This window comes from Burkholderia cenocepacia, assembly GCF_014211915.1.
Classification (GTDB): Bacteria; Pseudomonadota; Gammaproteobacteria; order Burkholderiales; family Burkholderiaceae; genus Burkholderia; species Burkholderia orbicola.
The window spans coordinates 402,693-421,017 of the sequence record NZ_CP060041.1; the positions used below are offsets into that span (position 1 = coordinate 402,693).

Annotated in this window: 17 protein-coding genes; all 17 read left to right on the forward strand. The window is 70.5% G+C overall.

The window, feature by feature from the left end; all coding sequences use genetic code 11:
- Positions 1–44: 44 nt before the first annotated feature.
- Genes SY91_RS30990 through SY91_RS31070 form a run of 17 tightly spaced genes read left to right on the forward strand, consistent with a single transcriptional unit; the run spans position 45 to position 18,324 of the window.
- On the forward strand, positions 45–1,808 hold the full coding sequence (locus SY91_RS30990) for a fatty acyl-AMP ligase (protein ID WP_023477832.1): 1,764 nt from the start codon (positions 45–47) through the stop codon (positions 1,806–1,808).
- A complete protein-coding gene (locus tag SY91_RS30995) occupies positions 1,805–2,515 on the forward strand; it encodes an ABC transporter ATP-binding protein (RefSeq protein ID WP_023477833.1) in 711 nt (236 codons plus the stop codon). The genes SY91_RS30990 and SY91_RS30995 overlap by 4 nt, the downstream gene beginning before the upstream one ends.
- Positions 2,487–3,704, forward strand: a complete 1,218-nt coding sequence (locus SY91_RS31000) for an ABC transporter permease (RefSeq protein WP_006481180.1) — start codon at positions 2,487–2,489, stop codon at positions 3,702–3,704. Before SY91_RS30995 ends, SY91_RS31000 begins: the two co-directional genes overlap by 29 nt.
- Positions 3,701–4,453 carry an outer membrane lipoprotein-sorting protein gene (locus SY91_RS31005; RefSeq protein WP_023477834.1) on the forward strand — a complete coding sequence of 251 codons (753 nt, stop codon included), beginning with the start codon at positions 3,701–3,703 and terminating at the stop codon, positions 4,451–4,453. The genes SY91_RS31000 and SY91_RS31005 overlap by 4 nt, the downstream gene beginning before the upstream one ends.
- Positions 4,443–5,771, forward strand: a complete 1,329-nt coding sequence (locus SY91_RS31010; protein ID WP_006481178.1) for a hypothetical protein — start codon at positions 4,443–4,445, stop codon at positions 5,769–5,771. Before SY91_RS31005 ends, SY91_RS31010 begins: the two co-directional genes overlap by 11 nt.
- Positions 5,772–5,784: 13 nt before the next feature.
- Complete coding sequence (locus tag SY91_RS31015; protein WP_023477835.1) at positions 5,785–6,870, forward strand: hypothetical protein; 1,086 nt, start codon at positions 5,785–5,787, stop codon at positions 6,868–6,870.
- Positions 6,871–6,928: 58 nt separating this feature from the next.
- Complete coding sequence (locus SY91_RS31020; RefSeq protein ID WP_006481176.1) at positions 6,929–7,183, forward strand: acyl carrier protein; 255 nt, start codon at positions 6,929–6,931, stop codon at positions 7,181–7,183.
- A gap of 7 nt (positions 7,184–7,190) precedes the next feature.
- Positions 7,191–8,066, forward strand: coding sequence for a hypothetical protein (locus SY91_RS31025; RefSeq protein WP_043888586.1), 876 nt, complete (start codon positions 7,191–7,193; stop codon positions 8,064–8,066).
- Between the two features lies 1 nt (position 8,067).
- Positions 8,068–8,697, forward strand: coding sequence for a hypothetical protein (locus SY91_RS31030; RefSeq protein WP_023477837.1), 630 nt, complete (start codon positions 8,068–8,070; stop codon positions 8,695–8,697).
- Position 8,698: 1 nt separating this feature from the next.
- A complete protein-coding gene (locus tag SY91_RS31035; RefSeq protein ID WP_023477838.1) occupies positions 8,699–9,682 on the forward strand; it encodes a ferritin-like domain-containing protein in 984 nt (327 codons plus the stop codon).
- 3 nt (positions 9,683–9,685) lie between these two features.
- On the forward strand, positions 9,686–10,669 hold the full coding sequence (locus tag SY91_RS31040) for a 3-oxoacyl-ACP synthase III (protein ID WP_023477839.1): 984 nt from the start codon (positions 9,686–9,688) through the stop codon (positions 10,667–10,669).
- Positions 10,659–11,834 (forward strand): PLP-dependent decarboxylase, encoded by a 1,176-nt coding sequence (locus tag SY91_RS31045; RefSeq protein WP_043888587.1) that lies wholly within the window; start codon positions 10,659–10,661, stop codon positions 11,832–11,834. Before SY91_RS31040 ends, SY91_RS31045 begins: the two co-directional genes overlap by 11 nt.
- Positions 11,835–11,850: 16 nt before the next feature.
- Complete coding sequence (locus SY91_RS31050) at positions 11,851–13,440, forward strand: acyl-CoA ligase (AMP-forming), exosortase A system-associated (protein ID WP_023477841.1); 1,590 nt, start codon at positions 11,851–11,853, stop codon at positions 13,438–13,440.
- A complete protein-coding gene (locus SY91_RS31055; RefSeq protein ID WP_011549199.1) occupies positions 13,437–14,531 on the forward strand; it encodes a hypothetical protein in 1,095 nt (364 codons plus the stop codon). The genes SY91_RS31050 and SY91_RS31055 overlap by 4 nt, the downstream gene beginning before the upstream one ends.
- Positions 14,531–16,381 carry an acyl-CoA dehydrogenase gene (locus SY91_RS31060; RefSeq protein WP_043887783.1) on the forward strand — a complete coding sequence of 617 codons (1,851 nt, stop codon included), beginning with the start codon at positions 14,531–14,533 and terminating at the stop codon, positions 16,379–16,381. Before SY91_RS31055 ends, SY91_RS31060 begins: the two co-directional genes overlap by 1 nt.
- 1 nt (position 16,382) lies before the next feature.
- Positions 16,383–17,633 carry a citrate/2-methylcitrate synthase gene (locus SY91_RS31065; RefSeq protein WP_023476703.1) on the forward strand — a complete coding sequence of 417 codons (1,251 nt, stop codon included), beginning with the start codon at positions 16,383–16,385 and terminating at the stop codon, positions 17,631–17,633.
- A 28-nt stretch (positions 17,634–17,661) separates the two neighbouring features.
- A complete protein-coding gene (locus SY91_RS31070) occupies positions 17,662–18,324 on the forward strand; it encodes a class I SAM-dependent methyltransferase (RefSeq protein WP_011549202.1) in 663 nt (220 codons plus the stop codon).
- Position 18,325 lies beyond the last annotated feature (1 nt).

An 18,325-nucleotide genomic window follows, 5' to 3' on the forward strand; every position in this document is an offset into this window, starting at 1 on the left:
GCACCGTGGCGCGAGCGGCCGTGTTCCTCAAGGGGAGAACCCTCGTGACGAAGTACGCATCCACCATTCATCGCCTGATCGAATCGCTCGAGGACGTGGCGGGCGCCATGCATCGCATGACGTTCGTCGACGACGCGGGCCACGAAGCGGGCATCACGTACCGGCACTTCGCGGAAGAGGTGTTTCGCCAGGCCGGCGCGCTGCGCGAACTCGGGGTACGCGAGAACGATCTGGTGATGCTCGCGCTGCCGGCGTCGGTCGAGCATGCGGCCGCGATGATGGCCTGCGTGATGACGGGCGCGCTGCCCTGCACCGTGCCCGTTCCCGTGCGGCGTGCGGCGGCCGGGCGACAGGTCGCGGACGTCGCGTGCGAGCTGTACCGTCCGCGCCTCGTGGTTGCCGCGGACGCGCAAGCCGCGGCCTGGCGCGACGATGCGTTTCCCGCGGCCGCCACGCGCGTGGTCGATCTCGCGACGCTGTCGAGCGCGGCGGACGCCGGCGCGCGCGCACTGATCAGTTCGAAGAGCGGCCGCGATCCGCATCATGTGCAGCTCACGTCCGGTTCGACATCGCATCCGAAGGCCGCGGTGCTCAGCCACGAGAACGTGATCGCGAACGTGCTCGGCATCGGCGGATCGGTGCGCTTCGACATCGCGGCCGGCGACGGCACCGCGTCGTGGCTGCCGCTCTATCACGACATGGGGTTGCTCACGCTGCTGTCGAACCTGCATTACCGCGCGCCGCTGTTGATGATGCAGCCGAACAGCTTCATCCGGAACCCGCTCGGCTGGCTGAAGCGCATCGCGTCGGCGCGTGCAACGACGACGTCGGTGCCGACCTTCGCGCTGCGATACTGCGTGCGCCGCTTCAACGCCGCCGCGATGGACGGCGTCGATCTGTCCGCGTGCCGCAACATCTTCATCGGCGGCGAACGCGTGGACGACGCGACGCTGCGCGATTTCGCCGCGACGTTCGCGCCGTACGGGCTGGCAGCGTCGGCGCTGCAACCGTGCTACGGGATGGCCGAATCGACGCTCGCGGTATCGATGCATCGTGCATGGCACGAAGGCGCGGTCGACGGCGCGCCGTACGTGATCGCCGATACGCTCGACCGGCGCGCGCTGATCGAGCGCCGCGACGCGCAGCCGGCCGCCGCGAACGACGGCCAGGACACGGAGACCGAAACGGTGCTCGCGATGGGCACGCCGATCGACGGGATGGCGTTCCGCATCCTCGACGACGGCGGCCATGCGCTCGCCAACCGCGCGGTCGGCGAAGTCGCGATCCGCGGCACGTCGGTGATGCTCGGCTACCTGAACCCCGACGACGGCACGATCGCCGCGCCGCTGACGGCCGACGGCTGGTTCCGCACCGGCGATATCGGCTACGTCGCGGACGGCCAGCTGCATATCCTCGGCCGCAAGAAGGAAGTCATCATCATCCGCGGCAGCAACTATTTCCCGCACGAAATCGAGGAAGCGCTGGCATCGCACAGCGCGCTGCGCAAGAGCACCTGCATCGCATTCGGCCTGCCCGACCCCGAAACCGGCACCGAGCGGCTGGTCGTCGCGATCGAGGCGCGGCCCGTCGACGCGACGCCGCAAACGCGCACCGAGTGCCAGCAGCTGCTCGCGTCGCGCATCGGCTTCGCCGCGCAGGATCTGTGTTTCGTCGAGCCCGGCTCGCTGCCGCGCACGACGAGCGGCAAGCTGCAACGCCTGAAGTGTCGCGATCTCTATGCAAACGGCGCGCTGCCCGTGATTCCCGCGTCGGCCGCCGTCGAAGCAGTCCAGGGAGCGTTCGCATGACGGTCTCGTCCCTCGCCCCGGTGCTCGAACTGCGCGACGTCACGCGCACATACGAAGGCGCGGGCCGCGTCGTCGCGGTGCGCGGCGCGACGATCTCGATCGGGCAGCGCGACGTCGTCGCGCTCGTCGGGCCGTCGGGCAGCGGCAAAAGCACGCTGCTCAACCTCGCCGGCTTTCTCGACGTGCCGACGAGCGGCGAACGCTGGCTCGAAGGCCGCCGCATCGACGACGCGCCGGACACGCTCGAACGGATTCGCCGCGAACGCATCGGCTTCGTATTCCAGCAATTCAACCTGATTCCGGTGATGTCGGCGCTCGAGAACGTCGAGCTCGGCTGCTTCGCATGGGGCACGCCGCGCACGCGGCGCGAACGCGCCCGCGCGATGCTCGACGCGGTGGGGCTCGCCGCGCGCGAGCGGCACCGCCCCGGCGAGCTGTCCGGCGGCGAACAGCAGCGCGTCGCGCTGGCCCGCGCGCTCGCCAAGGAGCCGGCGATCGTGATCGCGGACGAGCCGACCGCGAGCCTCGACAGCACCAACGCGCGGGCGGTCGCCGAGCTGATCCTCGACACCAACCGCACGCTGGGCACCGCCTTTCTGATTGCGTCGCACGACGATCGTCTGTGCGCGCACCTGCCGCGCCGCATCGAGATGCGCGACGGCGTACCGGGAGTGAATCGTGAACTGGTCGACGTTTGCGTGGCGTAACCTCTGGCGCAACCGGCGCCGCACCGTGCTGACGATGGCGATGATCGGCGTCGCCGCGTTCGCGTCGAGCCTCGCGCTCGGCTACGTGATCGCGACCTTCGACGCGGTGCGCGAAGGGTCGATCGACAGCGGCGTCGGCCATGTGCAGGTGCTGCACCACGGCTATCTCGACCTGATCGGCGAACGGCCGCTGCAATACGGGCTGACCGCGGACGAGCAGACCGCCGCCACACAGGCGATTGCAAAACTCCCCGGCGTCGCGACGACCGCGCGCGGCATCGACTTCGACGGGCTCGTGTCGAACGGCGATCTCAGCTACGGCTTCGTCGGCGAAGGGATCGAGCCGAATCGCGAGCCGCCCGGCTTCTTCGACTATCACACGGTGCTGTCGGGCCGCTATCTGTCGCCGACGAACGCGGGCACCGAAGTCGTCGTCGGCGCCGAACTCGCGCGCAAGCTCGGCGTGCACGTCGGCTCGGTCGTGCAGCTGATGGCGTCGACCGCGCACGGCGGCATCAACGCGACCGACGCGCAGATCGTCGGCGTGATGAGCACCGGCAACAAGGACGTCGACGAACGGATCGTCAACGTGACGTTCACGGCCGCGCAGGCGCTGCTGCGCACCGACCGCGCGTCGCGCATCGCGGTGTTCCTCGAGGACACCGCCGGCACGCCGGCCGCCGCCGCGACGCTGCGCGCCGCGCTGCCCACGCTCGACGTGCGGACCTGGGACCAGCTCGTGTCGCTCTATCACCAGGTCGTCGCGCTGTACAAGAACCAGTTCTCGGTGTTCGGCGCGATTCTCTGCGTGACGATCCTGCTGTCGATGAGCAACTGGATCCTGATGAGCATCGTCGAGCGCCGCCGCGAGATCTCGACGCTGCGCGCGCTCGGCGTACCGGCCGCCACGGTGCGCGGTGTGCTGATCCAGGAAACCGCGCTGCTCGGCCTGCTCGGCGCGGCCGCCGGCATCGCGCTCGCGCTGCTGACGATGGTCGCGCTCAATCACGCGCAGATCCACCTGCCCGCGCCGCCCGGCCGCGTGAAGCCGATCCTGCTCGAATTCACCGTATCGCCCGTCGCCGTGGCCGCCGTCGAAGCCGCGTTCGTCGTGCTCGGCGTGGCCGCGGCGCTGCTCGCGACGCTCGGGCTCGCGAAACGCAACATCCTCGAAGGACTCGCCCCATGAATCGCATTCGCCTCACGTTCGCCACATTCGCCGCGCTCGTCGCGTGCGCGTCGCTCGCCGCGCAGGCGGCCGACGCGCCGACGGCCCAGACCATGCTCGCCCGCGCCGACGCGTATCGCAGCACGGCCGCCGATACGCAGACGAACATCCAGATCACCAACGAAGTCGGCGGACAGTCCGGCGACGCGACGCGCTATCTCGTCTACACGCGCGGCAACGGCGACACGCTCGCGCTGACGCGCAGCGGCGAGAACGACGGCCAGAAGTACCTCGCGACGACGCGCGGGCACTGGTTCTACGTGCCGAACACGCGCAGCGCGGTACGCATCAACGGAATGCAGCGGCTGCAAGGAGAAGTCGTGATCAGCGACATCACGCGCACGCACTGGGCCGACAGCTATCGCGCGACGGCCGCGCCCGGCACGACGCCGATCGCCGGCAAGCCGGCCACCGAGCTCGACCTGACCGCGACCGATCCCGACAACGTCTACCCGACGATCAAGCTGTGGGTCACGCCCGATACCGACGTGCCGGTGCGCGCGCAGTTCTTCCTGGCGAGCGGCCTGCTGTTTCGCAGCGCCGATTTCTCCGCGCCGGTCGACGCGAACGGCCGCAAGGTGATCCGCAAGATCACGTATCGCAACGAGGTCGAGAAACAGCGCGCGAGCGTCGTCGACATCCTCGACGGCCAGCCGCGCAAGATTCCGTCGGGCTGGTTCAATCCCGACACGCTCGCCGATGGCCAGTGAGTACGACGCCGATGCCGACGCTCATCGTGACCGCCTCCACTCATCGCCCGAACGCGCCCGGCGCGGCTGGCCCGGTGTCGCGCTTGCCATCCCGCTCGCGCTCGGCTGCACGCTCGCGCACGGAGAATCGCTGATGGACCAGCTCGGCACGCTCAACGGCATCGGCTACGCGCGCACCGTCGACAGCATGGACGGCCGCGCGCTGCTCGGCCGCCTGATCGGCGCTTCGCCGCGCAACCAGCAGGAAGCCGGCCTGCTCGCGCGCATCGACGGCGAGAACCTGTTCGTGAATGCGCGCGTGGTCGCGAGCAACCACTCGCTCGGCGCGCAGGCGAGCCGCTTCAACGAAGCCGGCGTGCGCTACGCGTTCGACAACGGCATCACGCTCGCGGCCGGCAAGCGGATCGATACGCTCGACACGTCGCAGGCGTTCTTCCCGCTCGGCTTCTTCCAGAAGCGGGCCGCGACTGCCGACATCTACGATCGCTACGGCGACGTCGAAGGCACGCCGCTCGTCGAGGCGAAATGGGCCGGCGAGCAGACCACGCTGCAATTCATCGCCGGCGAGAACCGCACGCTGCGCAACGACGTCGACAACCGCGACGTCGAAGGTGCGACGCAGCTCGTACGCGGCGCCTACAACTGGTCGGGCGGCTCGGCCGCGCTGCTCGCCGGCCGTCACGCGGGCCGCGGCGGCACCGGCGCGACGCTGTCGTTCGACGTCGCGCGCTCGAACACCGTCTATGCGAGCGCGTGGGTCGAGCGCGGCACGACGCGGCCGCTGCCCGCTTTCATCGCGAACGGCACGCCGCTCGATACGGCGGCCGCGTACGACGCCGTCGATCGCCGCAACGATCGCCAGTACATGTGGCGCAGCGCGCTCGGCATGCAGAGCGCGCTGCCGGGCAACCTGTCGCTGATCGTCGAGTGGTCGCACGACGAAGCGCGTTACGACGCGAGCCAGTGGCGCCGGATGGTCGGCGCGGTGCAGGCGAACAACGCGCTGCTGCCCGTCGCGCCCGGCGCGGCGCTGGCCGGCCTCGGCGGCACGGCCAATTTCGTGAGCGTCGACGGCAGCCTGCGCGACTACCTGTTCGCGCGGCTCGGCAAGAAAGTCGGCCGCGTCGAGTATTCGCTGCGCGGCGTCTATTCGCCGCAGGACAAGGGCCTGCTCGCGATCGCGCAGGTCGTCGCCGACTTGAACCAACGCGTGAGCGTCGATGTCGCGCTCACCCACGCCTTCTCCGACAGCCAGTCCGAGTACCGGATGGTCGGTCTCGGCACCCGCATCGACGCCGCCGTGCGCGTGCGCTTCTGACAGGAACCCTGCCATGTCCACGCTTTCCGCTCCCGCCCCGATCGCACCGCCTCTGCTTTTGCGCGTGGCCGACCAGGCCGCGTATCCGGTGCTGCGCCACCTCGACGCGATCGGCACGCCGCCGCGCGCGGCCGCCCGGCTCGTCGAGGCCGCCGCCGTGCGGCTGCTCGACAGCGAGATGGTGATCGCGCTGCGCTCCACGGCACCGGACGTACTGCCCGACGCGTCCGCGTCGACCCCGCTGCGGCACGACGAAGCGCCGCTCACCGAAGCGCTGCTCGAGCAGATCGGCCGCGAAGGGTTTCATCATCTGTTCAAGCCGTTCATGCGCGCGTTCATCCGCATCATGTTCGGGCTGTTCTTCTCGGACGACCAGAATCGCCGCGCCTGCGAGTGCATCGACGCCGGCCACAACTTCGCGTTCCTGATGAGCGACGGCGGCGGCCCGACGCTCGCTGCCTGGCGCACGGTCGTGCGCAGCGACGACAACGGGCTCGCGCTGACCGTCGACAAGGTGTGGGGCATCGAGGCGCATCGCGACTGCATGGCCGTGGTCGCCGCGCGCTTGCCGGGCGTGATGTTCCCGGCCGCCTACCTCGTGTGGCCCGACGAATACCGGAAGCTGAAACGCTCGACCTGCGGCGCGCCGTTCCTCGCGGGCAACCTGCAGCTCGCAAACGTCGGCGGCCAGGTGCGCGTCGCCGCCGAGGACCGCCTGCGGATCGGCGGCCCGACCGTATTCAACAAATACCTGACCGTCGTGCGGCCGTACTTCGTCCGCGCGCTGATGGCGCACGTCGGCTGGCTCGAGCGGACCGGCCGCGTCGAACTCGACGCCGACGCGCGCGCCGTGCACCGCTTCATCGCGGACGCCGCGCGCAGCCAGACCGACGATGCGCACTACAGCTTCGGCAAGGTGCAGCGCGTGCTCGCGATCAAGCTGCTGTCGAACGAGTTCCTGAGCGCGCTCGTGCGCGACGGCAGGGTACCGCTGTTCGACGACCAGCGCGACCTGCTGGCGTTTTCGAAAATGGAAGGCAGTTCGTACCGTTGTTATCACGAGCTTCGCAAGAGCCTGCGTTGCGAAGCCGGCAGTTGACCCACGCGACAGGCCGATCGATCCCGATCAAATCCACTCAACTTCAGGAGCTCCCCTCATGACGACCCAGAACGTTCCGGCCGACGCGCTCGACATCCTGTCCCGCGAAGTCGCGAAGATCCTCAACGTCGAAACCGTCGACACGGACGCCGGCATCGGCGAACTCGGCATCGATTCGCTGAACATCGTCGAGCTGATCGTGTTCTGCGAACAGCTTTACGGTTCGATCGATCCGGAAGCGCTGAACATCACGCAGTACACGACGCTGCAGCAGCTCGACGCGCAACTGCGCAGCCAGCAGCACGCGGCCTGATACGGCGATGCTCGCGCCCCTTGCCCCCGTGGCGGCCGCCACCGTCCAGCCGGCCCCGGCGACCGCGCTGACCGTGCAGGCGCTCGCGTACCGGCGCGTCGCGCCGTCGCGCGACGGCGCGGCCGTGCCGCTCGACGATACGGCCCGCGCGATCGGCACGCTCGCGTGCGCCGAACGCGAGCGGCTGTGCGGTGCGATCGGCGCGGACGACTACGTGGTCAGCTCGACGATCCTGTCGATGCTGCTGATGAACGATTCGCCGCAGCATCGCGTGTTCGCGCAGGCCCTTGCCGGCGCGAACGACTACACGCCCGACTGGATGACCTGCTCGTACGAATGCGCGGGCTGGGGCTACGTGCTGCGCCGCGCGCTCGCGACCGCGGCGGAAACCGGGCCGCGCACGCTGCTGCTGCAGATCGTCGACGTCGACGTGCACGGCTACACGTACTGGCACGGCAATCCCGCCTGGGGGCGCTCGGGCTTCGGCGTCTGCACGCTGCTCGTCGACGTCGGCCGCGAACCGGCGCAGTCGGTCATCGCGGACGCCGCGCCGCCGGCCAGCGCGGTCGTGCGGCTCGGCCGCGACATCCGCACGTTCTGCGCGGCGCGCCCCGGCCTGCACGCGGCGCTGCCGTTCTTTCCGGCCACGTCGCGCCGTGCGCTGCTCGCGTCGGTCGGCAAGACGCCGCTGCTGCCGGACGGCCACGGCGTGTTCGGTCATGCGTTCGGCAGCGACCCGTGGCTGTCGGTGCTGCTCGCGCACCGCGACGGCGACACGCCGCGCCGCGCGGCCGTCTGCTCGCTCGCGCTGAACGGCTATTACGCGATCGCCGACGTCGCGTTCGCGCCGGACGCGACGTTTTCTCTCGACGGCGAGGCGTGACATGGTGCGACCCGTTCACTTCACCTACCGGATCGAGCGCGACGCGCGACAGCCCGTGGCGGTCGCGGCCAGCGCGTACCGGATGCCGCTCGACACGCCAGCCGACTATGCGCGCGCCGCGCTCGCGGAAGCGGCCGGCGATGCGTACGACGCGGGCAATACGTACGACGTGGCCGGCGGCGAGCGCCGCGTGCTGCTCGACCACGTGCAGTATTTCGCATTCCTCGCGGAAGTCACCGCGCGGATTCGCGACGCCGTGCATGCGGACGCCCGCCTGTTCATCGAAGTCTGCGCACCGTATTTCGGCGCGCTGCCGGCCGAACTGCTCGCGCCGCACGTGCTGCTCGGCGTGCACCTGTACGACGAAGCATTGCGCGACGCATCGCGCGGTGCGCCGGTCGTGTGGATCGGCGATCGCATCCTGCGCGACGCGGAGTTCGCCGGCGACAACCGCGTGTGCTGTGCGATCTGGCCCGCGCGGCTCGCCGATACATTCGACGCGCAACTGCGCGGCACGTGGCCGTCGTTCGCGATCCGCCTTGAACCGCACCCGGGCGCGTCGCGCGCCGCCGCCCCGTTCACCGATTCCGCCCATCATTCCGGCGCCGCCGCGCGGCCGGGGAGAACCTGAGATGAATGACACGCTTACCGTGATGCAGGACACGGCCGACATCCGCTGGTCGATGCCCGTCGACGCGCTGATGTCGAACGACTACGCGCTGCGCGAAGAGGCGCTGAACCGGCTGTACGAGAAGGCGAAGGCCGCGCAGTGGGACGTCGCGACCGACGTCGACTGGAGCCACGACCTCGACCCGGCGAACCCGCTCGGCATGCCCGACCCGACGCTGCTGATCTACGGCACCGAGCTGTGGGGCAAGCTCGCGGACGCCGACAGGCGCGAGGTGCGCCATCACGCGCAGGGCTGGCTGCTGTCGCAGATCCTGCACGGCGAGCAGGCCGCGCTGATCTGCGCGTCGAAGCTCGCGTCGGCCGAGGACGGCCTGAGCGCGCGGCTGTGCGCGGCCGCGCAGATGATGGACGAAGCGCGCCACGTCGAGGCCTACGCGAAGCTCGTGAACGAAAAGCTCGACGTCAGCTACCCGATGAGCCGCTCGCTGAAGGGGCTGCTGCACGACACGATCACGAGCAGCGCGCTCGACATGACGAACCTCGGGATGCAGGTGCTGGTCGAGGGTATCGCGCTGTCGATCTTCCAGAGCGTCGTCGCGTACAGCACCGATCCGTTCATCAAGGACCTGTTCCTGCGAATCCAGCGCGACGAAGCACGCCACTTCGCGGTCGGCCGGATCACGCTGTGCCGCGTGTACGCGGAGATGAGTTCGCACGAACTGCGCGAGCGCGAGGAGTTCATCTGCGAAGGCGCGGCCGTGCTGTACGAGCACCTGTGCGCGGACGACATCTGGGAACCGATGGGGCTGTCCAAGCGCGAATGCAGCGCGATGGTGCGCGAATCGCCTGTGTCGAGCTCGATCCGCCGCTCGATCTTCCGGCGCCTGGTGCCGACGATCCGCGAGATGGGGCTGCTCACGCCGACCGTGCAGGCGACCTTCGAAAAGCTCGACGTCCTCGACTACGCGGCGATGCCGCTCAACTGAACCATGACGACGACCTCCTCCCAAGCGTCACGCGATTTCTGGATCGGCATCGACGCGGTGGCCTACGAGCTGCCGGGCCCGCCCGTCGATATCGAGGCCTGGGCCGCCGAGCGCGACTATCCGGCGCAGCGGGCGGCCGCGATCGCGCAGTCGGGCAGCCGCTATTTCCACATGGCGCTCGACACCAGCGAGACCGATCTCGCGATCGCGGCGGTCGGCCGGCTGCTCGACACCGCGCGCGTGCAGCCGGCCGACGTCGGTGCGATCGTGCACGTCCACACGCAGCAGTTCAGCGTGCCGCCCGCGCCGCGCAGCCTGCCACACGAAGTGGCTGCGCAGTTCGGCATCGAGCCGCTGTGGCTCGGCTCCGTCGCTCAACTGAACTGCGTGTCGGTCGCGGCCGGCATCGAGACCGTGCGCGCGCTGATGCGCCGTCATCCGCAGCTCGACGCGGCGCTCGTCGTGTCGTCCGACCGCGTGTACGGCGAGGATTACCGGATGCGGCAGATGACCGGCGTGCAGTGCGACGGCGCGGCCGCGATGCTGATCGCGCGCAACAGCACGAAGAACCGGCTCGGCGGCATCGCGATCGAGACGCACGCGAAATGGCATCGCGGGTCGGACACGGTCGCCGCGAACGAGGCCGACCTGATCATGATGGAATGGCCGTACACGCGCCGCGCGATCGACGCGGCCGTCGCGCTCGAGCCGCATGCGCTCGACGCGTACGACCTCGTGCTGCCGCACAACGCCGACCTGCCCGGCTGGAACGCGCTGTGCCGCGCGATGCGCGTGCCGGCCGAGCGGCTCTACGCGGACAACATCCATGCGCGCGGCCACGCGTGCTGTTCGGATTTCCCGATCAACCTGGCCGACGTCGGGCTCGATGCGCTCGCGCATGGCCGGCGCGTGCTCGGCGTGATGCAGTCGAACTGCGGCGCGTATGCGGCCGCCACGCTCCATCCGGTGGGCCGCCATGACGCCTGAGCGCCCGCTTCCCGCCGCCGCCGATCACGCGTGGATCGCCGATCTGCGCACGCCGTGCTACGTGTACGAGCCCGAGATCGCGATCGCTCGCTACCGGTCGCTGAAGGCGCGGCTCGGCACGCGGCTGATCGTGTCGCTGAAGGCGAATCCGAATCAGGACATGCTCGCGCGCTGCGCGCATGCGTACGAAGACGGCGTCGAACTCGCGAGCCGCGGCGAACTCGACGCGGTGATCGGCCGGATCAAGACGCCGCGCTACCTGAACAATCCGTCGATGGACGAGATGTTCATGCGTGCCGGGCTCGCGTCGCGCTGCCATTTCGTGCTCGACAACCCGGACGCGGTCGCGCGCTTCGTGCCGCTCGCCCGCGAAGCGGCGGCCGGCGGCAGCACGCCGGGCGCGGTGCTGCTGCGCGTGAATGCCGGCGCGCTGGCGGGTGAACAGGCGCGCGCACTGTGGCACGACCACTTCGGGATGACGCCGAACGAGGCGCACGACGCGGTGCGCACGCTCGCGGCTGCCGGCCTGCCGGTGGCCGGGCTGCACGTCTTCTCCGGCCCGCATTCGTTCATCCGCCAGGACCCGACGCAGCCCGACACGCTCGTGTTGCCCGAATTGCTCGCCGCGCTGGCCCGCGATCTCGCACCCGCCAACGGCGCGCCGCTCGGTTCGCTGAGCCTCGGCGGCGGCTTTGCCGACGATCACCCGGGCGATGCCGCATTCGACCGCTATGCCGCCGCGCTCGCGCCGCTGGCCGGCCCCTATTCGCTCGCGCACGAATCGGGCCGCGCGATCTTCGCCGATGCGGGCGTGTTCGCGACGCGCGTCGTCGCGGTGAAGACATGGCAGGACCGCACGATCGCCGTCTGCGACGGCGGGCTGTCGCATGCGTTCCTGCTCGCGCAGACCGAATCGGTGATGCGCCGCCTCGCCGCGCCGTCGCTCGTGCGCCGCACGCCCGCGCCGCCGCCGCGCGGCGTGCCGACGCTCTACGTCGGCAGCACCTGCAGCCGCGCGGACGTGATCGGCCGCGACGACGCGGGTGCGCCGCCGCAGGTCGGCGACATCGCGGTGTTCGAGCGCTGCGGCGCGTATCACCGCACGTACTCGATGGCGCATTTCCTGTCCCACGAAGCCGCGCACGTGTACGTGCGGCCGGCCTGAACCCGAGGAGCCGATCATGAACGCATTGATCAGCATCGCCGACCTGCTCGAACACGGCGCCGCGCGCTGGCCGCATCATCCGGCGTATGCCGACGGCGGCGGCACCCTGACTTACGACCAGCTCGCCCGCGCGGTCCGGCGCGCCGCCGCCGTACTCGCGGCGCGCGGCGCGCAGCCCGGCGAACGCGTCGCGATCTACGCGCCGAAGCGCATCGAAACCGTGGTCGCGATGCTCGCGGCCAACGCACTCGGCGCGATCTTCGTACCGGTCAATCCGCAGTTGAAGGAAGCGCAGATCGAACACATCGTCGCCGACAGCGGCGCCGCGCTGTTCGTGACCGGCGCGCAGCGGCTCAAGCGCCTGCCGGCGCTCGCCGCACTCGTCGGCGGGCGCACGCTGCTGATCGAGGAGCTGGCCGACGCGATCGATTCGCCGGGCACCGACGCGCCGGCATCGGCATCGGCAGCGGCCCCCGCCGGCCGCCCGGTCGACGACGATCCGGCCGCGCTGCTCTACACGTCCGGCTCGACCGGCAAGCCGAAGGGCGTCGTCGTGTCGCATCGCAACCTGGTGTCGGGCGCGTTCAGCGTCGCGGCGTACCAGCGCCTCGCCGACGACGACGTCGTGCTCGGCGTGCTGCCGCTCAGCTTCGACGCGGGCCTGAGCCAGCTCACGACCGCGCTGGCATCCGGCGCGTGCTACACGCCGCTCGACTTCCTGCAGCCGGCCGAAGTGCCGCGCCATTGCGATGCGTTCGGCGTCACGTCGATCACCGGTGTGCCGCCGCTGTGGATGCAGATCGCGTCCGCCGGCTGGAGCGACGCCGCACGCACGCGGGTCCGCCGCTTCGCGAACACCGGCGGCCATCTCGCGACGCCGCTGCTGCACCGCCTGCAGGCGCTGTTCACGCACGCTTCGCCGTACCTGATGTACGGGCTGACCGAGGCGTTCCGCTCGACCTATCTGGCGCCGGCCGACGCGGCGCTGCGCCCGACGTCGATCGGCAAGGCCGTGCCGAACGCGGAGATCCTCGTGCTGCGCGCGGACGGCAGCGAATGCGCGGCCGACGAACCCGGCGAGCTCGTGCACCGCGGCGCGTTCGTCACGCTCGGCTACTGGAACCGGCCCGAGCTGACCGCGCAGCGCTTTCGTCCGCTGCCGCGCCGGCACGGCGAGATTCCGCGCCCGGACGTCGCCGTGTGGTCGGGCGACATCGTGCGGCGCGACGCGGACGGCTACCTGTACTTCGTCGCGCGCGGCGACGACATGATCAAGACGTCCGGCTATCGCGTGAGCCCGACCGAGGTCGAGGACGTGCTGTTCGCGCTGCCGCACATCCGCGAGGCCGCGGTGTTCAGCGTCCCGCACCCGGCGCTCGGTGAAGCGATCGCCGCGTGCGTCGTGTCGACGCTCGACGCCGACGCGTGCCGCGCCGACATCGCCCGCGCATGCCGCGACGCGTTGCCCACCTACATGAACCCGCTCGTCGTCGAGCCGCTGCCGACGTTGCCGCGCAACCCGAACGGCAAGATCGACCGACCCGCATTGAAAGCGCAGTATCGCGACGCGTTCGCGCGCCCGAACCTCGAGGAGACCGCAGCATGAGCCTGTCGACGCTCGATGAAACCTGTGTCGGCGCGCCGCGCGTCGCCGCGCCCGGCACGCTCGCGCTGTCCGGCGGCGTCGTGGTGCTGCCGCCCGCCGTCGTGTTCAGCGCGATCCAGGCGCAGGAGCGCCACCCCGGCTACCGGCACCTGCTGCTGCCGCAGGCGCGCTTTGCGCGGCCGCGCGGCATGGGCGCGTTGACGCCCGACGAAGGCACGCGCCTCGCGCCGGGCGGCCGGCCCGCGCTGCGCGTCGCGCCGCCCGGGCGCAGCCTCGCCGATCTCGCCGCCGACGCGGCGCTGGACCTGCGCGACCAGCTCGGCTCCGGCGCGCTGGCCCGCACGACGCACGTGATCGTCGCCAGTTGCGCGCTCAACGAAGGGATCGGCGACTCGGTCGTCGGCCGCATGCAGTACGAACTCGGGCTGCAGCGCGTGACGCCGTTCGCGCTCGGCCAGAACGGCACGCTCGGCTGGTATTCGGCGCTGATGCTGCTCGACGGGCTGCTGCTCGACGAAGGCGACCAGGCGCTCGTGATCCTCAGCGACAAGTGGCTCTACCCGTTCTTCCGCCAGTTCGGCGACCTGGTCGGCTACGGCGACGCGGCCGCCGCGCTGCTCGTGTCGCGCGCGGGCCCGGCGCCGGAACCTGCGGCGTGGGGCGGCGTACGGTCCGTCGCGCTCGAATTCGGGCCATCGATCACGGACCCGTGGGCCGATGCGCCAACCGCGCTGCGCGACACGCTCGCGCCGGTCGCCGCCCGCGCGATCCGCCGCGCGCTCGAACAGGCCAACCTGCGCGCGAACCAGATCGACTGGTGCGTGCCGCCCGGCTTCGATCCCGGCTTCGCGGCGCGCGTGGCCGACGCCGCGTCGATTCCGGTCGCCGCGCGCATCCAGCACGACGGCTCGGGCCATCTGTCGTCGGCCGAATCGGCCGCCGCGCTGATCCGGCTCGCGGGCGCGCTCGACGAAGGCGAACGCCGCACGGTGCTCGTGTGGGACGCGGCGCTGCATGGCGCGGCAGCGGCCGCCGTGGTCGACCTGGCCGGCGGGCTCGACGCCGCGCTCGATATCGAAGGAGACGCATGATGAGCGCATACAAGGTGAGCCTGCGCGAACTGCGCTTCTTTCTGTGGGAACTGTTCGAGGCCGACAAGCGGTTCCTGGCGGAACACGGCCTGTACGGCACGCACGATCGCGCGTCGATCGATGCGCTGCTCGAACGTGCACGCGATTTTGCGCTCGATCTCGGGCGCAGCTACCAGCAGGCCGACGTCGAGGGCTGCACGCTGCTCGACGACGGCCAGGTACGGATTCCTTCGCATTTCCACGCGCTGTGGGCGCGCTTTCGCGACGAATGGTCGAACACGCTGTTCGGCACCGCGCACGGGCTGCCGCCGATCGTCACGCAGATGATCTACGAGATGTTCATGGGCGCGAATCCGTCGTTCATGACCTACGGCGGCTTCACGCGCCCCGCGGTCAAGCTGCTGCAGATGCACGGCACGCCGCACCAGAAGGCGCTGATCGCACCGCTCGAAGCGTATCGCTGGGACGCGTGCTTCTGCGCGACCGAGCCGCAGGCCGGCACCGACCTGACCGCCGTGGCGCTGCGCGCGACGCCGCTCGAACGTGATATCTACGCAATCGACGGCGAGAAGGTGTACATCTCGGCCGGCATGCACGAACTGACGGAAAACACGTTGTATTTCGTGCTCGGCCGCATCGATACCGCGTCGCCGGATTCGTTTTCGCTGTCGTGCCTCGTCGTGCCGCGCTTCTGGCCCGACGAGGAAACCGGCGAACTGCGGCCGAACCACGTCGATTGCATCGGCCTGCCGCGCAAGATGGGGCTCAAGGGCTGTGCGAACACGCATCTGGTATTCGGTTCGAACGGCACGACGAAAGGCTGGCTGCTCGGCGGCCGGCGCAACGTCGGTCTGCTGCAGCTGATGCCGCTGATGAACCAGGCGCGCATGAGCACCGGGATGTTCGGCGTCGGCGTCGCGTCGAGCGCGTACCTGCACGCGGTCGAGTATGCGGGCCGCCGGCTGCAGGGCCGGCCGATCGAGCGCGCGTCGAACACCCACGCGGCGCGCGTCGCGATCGTCGAGCACGCGGACGTGCAGCGCATGCTGGTCGACATGAAAAGCCGTGTCGACGGCTGTCGCGGCCTGCTCGGCAAGCTCGCGGCGACCGCGACGCGCGCGGCGATGCTCGAAGCCACGCCCGACGCCGACCCGGCCGAGATCGAGCGCCATCGCAAGCTGCAACTGTTGCTGACGCCGATCTGCAAGGCGTTCATCTCCGACCAGGCGTGGCGCATCTGCGAAACGGCGATCCAGGTGCACGGCGGGCTCGGCTATACCGATGCGAGCCCGGTCGAGCAGAACGCGCGCGACGTCAAGATCCTGTCGATCTGGGAAGGCACGAACTACATCCAGGCGCAGGATCTCGTGCGCGACAAGCTCGGCTTCGGCCGCCATTCGCGGCTGATCCAGTACTACCGCGACGAACTCGACGCGTTCCTCGCGCAGCAGCATCACGCCGGCACGCATGCGGAGCTGCGGCCGCTGTTCGATGCGCTGCGCGCGGGCGCCGACCGGATCGCCGCCGCGCTCGACGACATCGCCCGCGACGTGCAGGACGGCCACACGCATCGCAGCAGCCAGTTCTATACGCGCTTTCTGGAGATGTTCGGCGTGGTCACGTCGGCGTGGGTGCTGCTCGAATCGGCGACGATCGCCACGCGCCGGCTCGATGCGCCGGACACCGCCGACGCGCCGGCCGAGCTGGCGTTCTATCGCGGCAAGCTGAAGAGCGCGCGCTACTACTTCGCGAACGTGCTGCCCGTCGTCGACCAGCACGCGGCCGTGATCGCCGCGATGGCGCACGCGGCGATCAGCGTCAGCAGCGACGAACTTGCCGCGGTGGAATGACATGGATACGACACTCGACTCCAGCATCTCCGCCACCACGACCACGCCCGGCGCTGCGCCGCGCAACCTGCTCGGCCGGCCGACGACGCGCCATCGCGGCACCGACATCGACGGCGCGACGCTCGACCCCGAGGCGCTGCGGGTACGCGATCTCGACCTGAACGCGCTGATCGGCGCGACGACGTTCGAAGGCGCGCTCGCGCATCTGTGGTTCGACGTCGCGCCCGGCCACGCCGACCATCGCACGCACGAGGCGGAGATCGCCGCGCGGCTCGCGGCGTTCGCCGACGCGCTGGCGCCGGGCTCGGTCGCTCAGTCGGTCGCCGCCGACCTCGGCGCGGCGGGCGTCGCGCCGGTATTCGCGGCGGCGTCCGGCCTGCTGCGCGGCCTCGACGACGTGGCCGGCCGTGTGCACGGCCCGGCGCCCGACGATGCCGATCTCGACACGATGCTGCTGTGCGCGGCCGCCGCGCCGTTCCTGCTGCATGCGGCGATCGAGGGCCGGCCGTTCGCTGCCGACCCACACGCCCGCGGCGGCACGGCGCTCGATGCAGCGCAGACGCAAGCGCAACGCATGCTCGTGCTGACCGGCGCGATGCGTGCCGATGCACCGGCGCAAGCGGCGATGGACATGCTGCTCGTCGCGTGGCACGCCGGCTTCGGCTACATCACGCCGACCGTGCTCGCGCCGCGCGTCGCGATCGGCACCGGCGTCACGCTGACACAGGCGATCGCGTCCGGCTTCCTCGCGAGCGGGCCGTCGCACGTCGGCGCGGCACTCGAAGCGATGCAGTGGCTCGCCGCGCTCGCGCGGTCGATACCGGGCGGCACCGACGCGCCGGCCGCCGCGCTCGACGCGGCAGGCCGCGCGGCGATCGATGCGACGCTCGACGCGAAACGCACGCTGTACGGCTTCGGGCATCCGCTGTTCGTCGCCGATCCGCGTCCGCCACACATGCGCGGCCGGTTCGCGGAAACCGGCTTCGACGGCGCATACGTCACGCTGTTCGACGCATGCTGCGCGCAGGCCGACGCGCGCCGCGCGCTGCGGCCGAACATCGATTTCCTGACCGCCGCGACGCTGCTCGAGCTCGGTGTCGCCGCGCCGTCGTGGGGCGTCGGCATCGGGCTCGGCGCGCGCATCGCGGCGATGGCCGCGCATGCGGTGGAACGCCGCCGCCGCCCGGCGTTCGGTGTCAACAGCGCGACCGCGCGACGGCTGCTGGCCGCCGTGCCGGTCGGCTGGCTGTGAACCCTCACTCTCTCGCACAAGGAACGTCATGCTGCTCAAGAACCTGCGCCCGGCGAACGACTACGATCGCTTCGCCACCGAGACGCTCGAACCGTGGGACCTGCTGTTCATCAGCCGCATCCGCCAGCTGGCGCGCGGGATGACGGCCGGCACGATCGCCGACATCGGCACCGCCACCGGCGTCGTGCCGGTGCGGCTCGCGACCGATCCGGCGATGCGCGGCTGGCGCTACGTCGGCATCGACCTCGATCCGGCGATGCTCGACGAAGGCCGCCCGCGCATCCACGAACTCGGGCTCGACGACACGATCGAGATGCGCGTCGGCGACGCGCTCGCGCTGCCGTTCGACGACGGCACGCTGACGATGGCGGTCGGCCGCGCGACGCTGCACCACCTGCCCGACAAGGCGCTCAGCCTGACCGAGATGTATCGCGTGCTGGAGCCGGGCGGCATCGCGCTCGTGCACGACATGCGACGCGACGCGCCGCAGCACCTGCTCGACCGCTTCACCGAGATGCGCGCGGCCGCCGACTATCCGCCGACCCACGTCGAGGAAAAGATCACGCTCGACGAAGCGCATGCGCTCGTCGCCGAGGCCGGTCTGGCCGAAGTCGCGTCGATCTACAGCCCGAGCATGGGGCTCGGCGCGCTCGGCTTCGAAATCCTGCTGAAGAAACCGGCGCTGGCCTGAG